5 protein-coding genes are annotated in these 5,480 nt (G+C 68.0%); all 5 read left to right on the top strand.

Annotation, left to right across the window (positions count from 1 at the left end; translation table 11 throughout):
- The first annotated feature begins 650 nt into the window (after positions 1-650).
- The gene (locus ACLL81_RS02870; protein ID WP_411286837.1) at positions 651-1,046 is read left to right on the top strand and encodes a response regulator; all 396 of its coding nucleotides are present in this window, start codon (positions 651-653) and stop codon (positions 1,044-1,046) included.
- Between the two features lie 41 nt (positions 1,047-1,087).
- Complete coding sequence (locus ACLL81_RS02875) at positions 1,088-2,113, top strand: tetratricopeptide repeat protein (protein ID WP_411286841.1); 1,026 nt, start codon at positions 1,088-1,090, stop codon at positions 2,111-2,113.
- Positions 2,114-2,115: 2 nt separating this feature from the next.
- Positions 2,116-3,153 (top strand): HEAT repeat domain-containing protein, encoded by a 1,038-nt coding sequence (locus ACLL81_RS02880; protein ID WP_411286838.1) that lies wholly within the window; start codon positions 2,116-2,118, stop codon positions 3,151-3,153.
- Positions 3,147-4,610, top strand: a complete 1,464-nt coding sequence (locus ACLL81_RS02885; RefSeq protein ID WP_411286839.1) for a glycosyltransferase family 2 protein — start codon at positions 3,147-3,149, stop codon at positions 4,608-4,610. The genes ACLL81_RS02880 and ACLL81_RS02885 overlap by 7 nt, the downstream gene beginning before the upstream one ends.
- A 224-nt stretch (positions 4,611-4,834) precedes the next feature.
- The coding region (locus ACLL81_RS02890) for an alternative oxidase (protein ID WP_411286840.1) at positions 4,835-5,480 on the top strand (646 nt) is incomplete at its 3' end.

The raw sequence follows: 5,480 nt of genomic DNA on the forward strand, positions 1-5,480 counted from the left end.
TGCGACCCTGCATTGCAAACCTCCCGGGCGCGCTCACGGCGCCTTCTGACCGCAGCACACCATCGTTCCGCCAGGGAATGCAAACTATCGCCGGGGCCACCTTGCGGGCGCCTGATAGACCCGCACCCAGTCGACCACCAGGGATGCCGAATCCACGCCGCTGGAGCCCACCCGTTCGGGCCATCCTCCGCCCACCGCCAGGTTGAGGATCAGGTGATAGGGCTGGTCGAGGGCCCCATCCGACGCCTTGCGCCAGGCGCGGGCCTCAACGCGAAGATACGGTTCACCCCGCGTTCATGGTCGGAGATCCTGGCCAGCTTCGGCGCCGCGATCCTGCTCACCGCACCTAGCGCGACGGTTGTCGCGGCCTGTCGTGTCAAGGAATGGAAACTAAATAAAAATACAACCTAAGGAGTATTTAGCGGGTGGTAGTCTGACTCTCCACCCGGAAATACCCGCGTAGGGCGCGTCGTGCTCTTCAGATCGACCTCGGCGCGTGTTTCTACTGCCTATTTCTGTCACGAGTCTGGAAATTCAATGAGTTTCGTGACTTAGGTGTACACTTACCAAGCCCTCAAAGGGCGCGTGGCAAAATCCTGGTTAGCTTCATGTCTATACTCGACGAGGCGGCTCCCTCGAACGATGTCAGCATGTCCGCCGTAGCGCCATTGGTGTTGCTGGTGGACGACGAGCCGCTGCTCATCGAGCTACTCGAACACCGTCTGGAGCTTGAAGGCTACCGGGTGGTCACAGCCCGCGACGGCGGGGCGGCCCTCGACCTCGCGGCCATACACAAGCCTGACGTCATCGTGCTCGACAGCCTGATGCCCATCGCAGATGGGTTCGAGGTGCTGCGGCGGCTGAACCAGGATCCGGAGCTTGCCCAAATTCCGGTGGTGATGCTCACCGGAATCCACACCGACACCCATGCGGTCACCGCCTTCAAGTTGGGCGCCGTGGATTTCCTGACCAAGCCGTTCCTGCCCGATGACCTGGTGGCGCGCGTCCAGCGCCTTGCGCCGGTCGACAGTCAGAGCGGGCTCTGAGCTCAATGCGTCTTCGGGGGTATCATCTCGTCTTGTGCGCCGTGCTCAGCTGCGCGTCGCCAGCCGCTGCGCAACCGGGCGACGTCGCCGCGCTGGCGGCGCAGGTCCGCCAGTCGCCGGAGGACGTCGACACGCGCCTGCGGCTGGGCCTGGCCCTTTCGGCGGCGGACCGGCGCGAGGAGGCCGAGGCGGAACTCAGGCAAGTCCTGGCGCAGGCGCCGAACTATTGGGACGCCCACGTGGGCCTGGCTCGCATCGCCTACTGGCGCGGCGACCTGGCCGAGGCCGAGCGGCGCCTGGCGCCGGCCCTGGCGGCCCAACCCGCAGTGGCCGAAGCCGCCCTCCTGCGCGATCAGATCGCCACGGCGCGGGCAGCGCAGGTGTCGCCCTGGCGGGTCGACCTCGTCGTATCCTACAGCGACCTCACCGGCGGCCTCGACCCGTGGCGCGAAGTCAGCATTGGCCTTTCCCGCCCCTTAAGCGATCGCCGCAGCTACCTGGCCGGGACGGTCCACGCCGCCGACCGCTTCGGACGCACGGACGTCTATCTGGAAGGCCTCTACGGCCGCACTGTCGGGGCTGAGGGCGAGGCCTATGTGGCCGTGGGCGGGACCCCCGACGCCGACTTCCGGCCGAAGGTCCAACTGAGGGCCGGTTTTTCAGCCCCGCTCAATGGCGCCGGCCTTTCCGCCGGTGTCGATCTGGCGTGGGCCGAGTTCACGGCGGAGCAGACCACCGCGTTGCGCGCGACGCTGCGGCAGCGCGTGTTCGGCGACCGGCTGGCGGTGGCAGGCAGCCTGATCAACGTCTGGACCGACGACGGCCGCAGCCTCACCGGCTACGCGGTCAAGGGCGATGTTGCGCTGTTGCCGAAAGCCCAGCTGTCGCTGGGGTTCAGCGACGCGCCCGAGAGCTCCGACGGGCGGGCGGTGAACGTCCGCGCAGCGTCCGCCAGCCTGCGCTACGAGCTGCCGCGCGGTCGTGCGATGGGTCTCGTCTATTTGCGCGAGGACCGCGGGACCTATGACCGCAACGAGTTCACGCTCAGCACCACCTTGAGGTTCTGACTGTGTCGCTCGAAGCCCTATGGATCCTGATCGCCGTGCTGGTGCTTTTCGCGGTCCTGCTGCTGCTGGGCCTGGTCGTCGCCCGCGTGGTGCGCGACCGCCTGATGGCGCGGCGCGACCGCCAGCGCGCCATGATCTCCAAGGCCCTCCTGGCCACCGTCCGGGAGGACGGCTCCGGCGCGCTGCGGCGTCATGCCGGCAAGGACCTGCTGGTCGCCGAGACGGCGTTGAACATGGCCGACCTCGTACGCGGGCCGGAACTGGAGCGGATGCAGGCAGCGCTGGTGAGCTATGGCCTGGGCCCCAGCCTCATCAGGCGCCTGACGCGCGGCCGCAAGCGCCAGCGCATGGTGGCGGCAGAAGCGTTGGCGCTGGTGCCCACGGCCGGCGCCGTCGAGGCCCTGAACCGGGCGCGTGGGGATCGTTCGGCCGAAGTGAGGCTATCGGCCCTCTTCTCCCTGCTCGACCTGGGGGAGGCGCCGACCATTCCGGAGATTCTTGAGACCGTCCGTTCCGGTCCCTGGAGCCGGTCCCTGCTGGTCACTGAGCTGTTGCGCAGGTTGGGTCGCGAGAACCAGACCGAACTGGCGGCGGAGATCGACCGCGATGACCTGCCCGCGCCCGTGCAGGTCATGCTGCTGGAGGCGGTCGGCGGGGCCGGCGACTTCGAGGTCCTGCCCACCGTGGCCGCCCAGGCCGACGACCCCGATCCCAAGGTCCGCGCCGCCGCCGTGCGCGCAATGGGCCGGCTGGCGCACCCGGTGGTGTCACAGAAGATCAGCCGGGCGCTGGAGGATCGAAATTCAGGGGTCCGTCGCGACGCCGTGGTCGCCGCGCACCGTGCTGGACTGCATGAGCTGGCGCCCGCCCTGGGCCGGCGGCTGAATGACCGCGTGTGGGGCGTGCGGCAGGTGGCTGCCCAGGCGCTGGCGGACCTGGGCGAGCCTGGTCAGGCGACATTGCGCGAAGTGCTTGCAGCGGTCGACGACGAGCGCCGGCGCGAAATCGAGCTGGCGATCCAAGACACGCCGTCGTGGTAGCCGAGGCTGCGGCCTTCCTGCTCCTGCACCTGGCGGAACCGGTCATCCTGATCGTCATCGTGTTCGGACTAACGCAGAACGCTGTCTACCTGGTGCTCTACGGCGTCGCCCTGCAGGGGTTCGTCACCGACCCGCCGGCGCCCACCAGCCCCCAGCTCTGGCGCCGCTACGGATCGATCGCGCCGCCGGTGAGCATTCTGGCGCCGGCTTACAACGAAGCCCCCACGATCGTTGAAAGCGTCCGTTCGCTGTTGGCGTTGCAGTACGCCGATTTCGAAGTCGTGGTGATCAACGACGGCTCCACCGATGAGACCCTGGCGCGGTTGGTGGAGGCCTTCGAGCTGGAGCCGATCGCGCGGGGCTACGACGCGGCGGTCACCCACGCCCCAATCATCGGCCTGTGGAGCAGTCCCTCCCAGCCCAAGCTCCTGATCATCGACAAGGAGAACGGCGGCAAGGGCGACGCGCTCAACGCCGGCCTCAACCTCGCCCGCTCGCCCGTCGTCTGCGCTATCGACAGCGACAGCCTGTTGGAGCGTGACGCCCTGCTGCGGGCCACCCGGCCATTCATCGAGGACCCGGAGCGGATGGTGGCGGTGGGCGGGGCGGTGAGAATCGCCAACGGCTGCCGGGTGTCCCATGGCCGGGTCCAGGAAACCGGCCTGTCCCGCAACCCGCTGGCCCTCTTCCAGACCGTGGAGTACCTGCGCGCCTTCCTGATGGGCCGGGTCGGCTGGTCGCGCATGGGGGTGCTGACGCTGATCTCGGGCGCCTTCGGCCTGTTCTCGCGCACCGACCTGGTGGCCGTGGGCGGCTGGCGCACCGACACCGTAGGCGAGGACTTCGAACTGGTCATAAAGCTCCACAAGCACCTGCGGCGGGAGAAGCGCGACTACCGCATGGTGTTCGTCCCAGAACCGGTCTGCTGGACCGAGGCGCCGGAGACCCTTCGCGCCCTGGCCAACCAGCGGGCGCGCTGGCAGCGCGGCCTGATCGAGACCACCGTCTGCCACCGTTCTATGACGCTCAATCCCCGCTATGGCCGGATCGGCCTGATCGGATTTGCGCACCTGTGGCTGCTGGATATCGTCGCCCCGGTGATCGAGGTGCTGGGCTACGTCCTGGCCCCGGTGTTCTGGTTCGCCGGCCTGCTCTCCACGGAGTTTTTCCTCGCCTATCTGCTGCTCACCTTCGTATTCGGGATCGTCGTCAGCCTGGGCGCCGTGCTGCTGGAGGAACTGGAGCTGCGGCGCTATCCCAAACTGCACCACCTGATGATCCTGGCCGGCGCCGCTGTGCTGGAGAACTTCGGCTATCGCCAGCTGCACAACCTGTGGCGCCTGCGGGGCCTTTGGCAGTACCTGAGGGGTCGGGACGACTGGGGCGAGATGACCCGCAAGGGGTTTCGCCCCGGGGCGCCCGCAGGGCCGGCGGGCGGTGGCCGGTCCCCGGCTTGATAACGGGCCGCCTTGGGGGCTGCTGCGAGCGGGTGAACGGCTTGGGGCGGTGCGGCAGATGGCCGATGAAACCGGCGACACCGCAACCACCTCGCCCAGGTCGCTGCGCAAGCACGGCGGCGCATAGCAGTCGGCGCCGCAAGCTTGCTTTGACTTCTCCGCCGCGCGGGCGCGGGGTGATCGAAACGGCGCTCGCCGCCGTACCCCCGAAAGTCTCACGCACCATGGTCAACACCATCCTGGCTCCCGACGCGCGCGCTCGCGCCGAAGAACGGGACGCCCAGCCGCAGATCCATCACGAACCCAAGGGATTTTCCGACCGTTTCGCGCTGGGGTTCACCAAGCTGCTGCGATTCTGCGCCGACACCTTTTTCGCCAAGCGCTACGGCCACCGCGCGATCGTGCTCGAAACCGTGGCGGCGGTGCCGGGGATGGTCGGCGCCACGATCACGCACCTGAAGTGCCTGCGCCACATGGTCAATGACGAGGGCTGGATTCGCACCCTGTTGGAGGAGGCCGAGAACGAGCGGATGCACCTGATGACCTTCGTCGAGATCGCCAAGCCCACCGGCTTCGAGCGGCTGGTCATCATCCTCGCGCAGTGGGTGTTCTATCTCGCCTTCTTCCTGCTCTACCTGGTTTCGTCGCGCACCGCGCACCGGGTGGTCGGCTACTTCGAGGAAGAGGCGGTGATCAGCTACACCCACTACCTCGCCGAGATCGATGAGGGCCGCTCGCCCAACGTGGCGGCGCCGGCCATCGCCATCCGCTACTGGGACCTGCCCGCCACCGCCACCCTGCGCGACGTGGTGCTGGTGGTCCGCGCCGACGAGGCTCACCACCGCGACGTCAACCATGGCTTCGCCAACG

This window comes from Phenylobacterium sp., assembly GCF_046590535.1.
In the GTDB taxonomy this organism is placed as follows: Bacteria; Pseudomonadota; Alphaproteobacteria; order Caulobacterales; family Caulobacteraceae; genus Phenylobacterium.

Coding starts and splice junctions, on each gene's coding strand:
- ACLL81_RS02870 (WP_411286837.1), top strand. CDS start 651: ATGTCCGCCGTAGCGCCATTGGTGTTGCTGGTGGACGACGAGCCGCTG.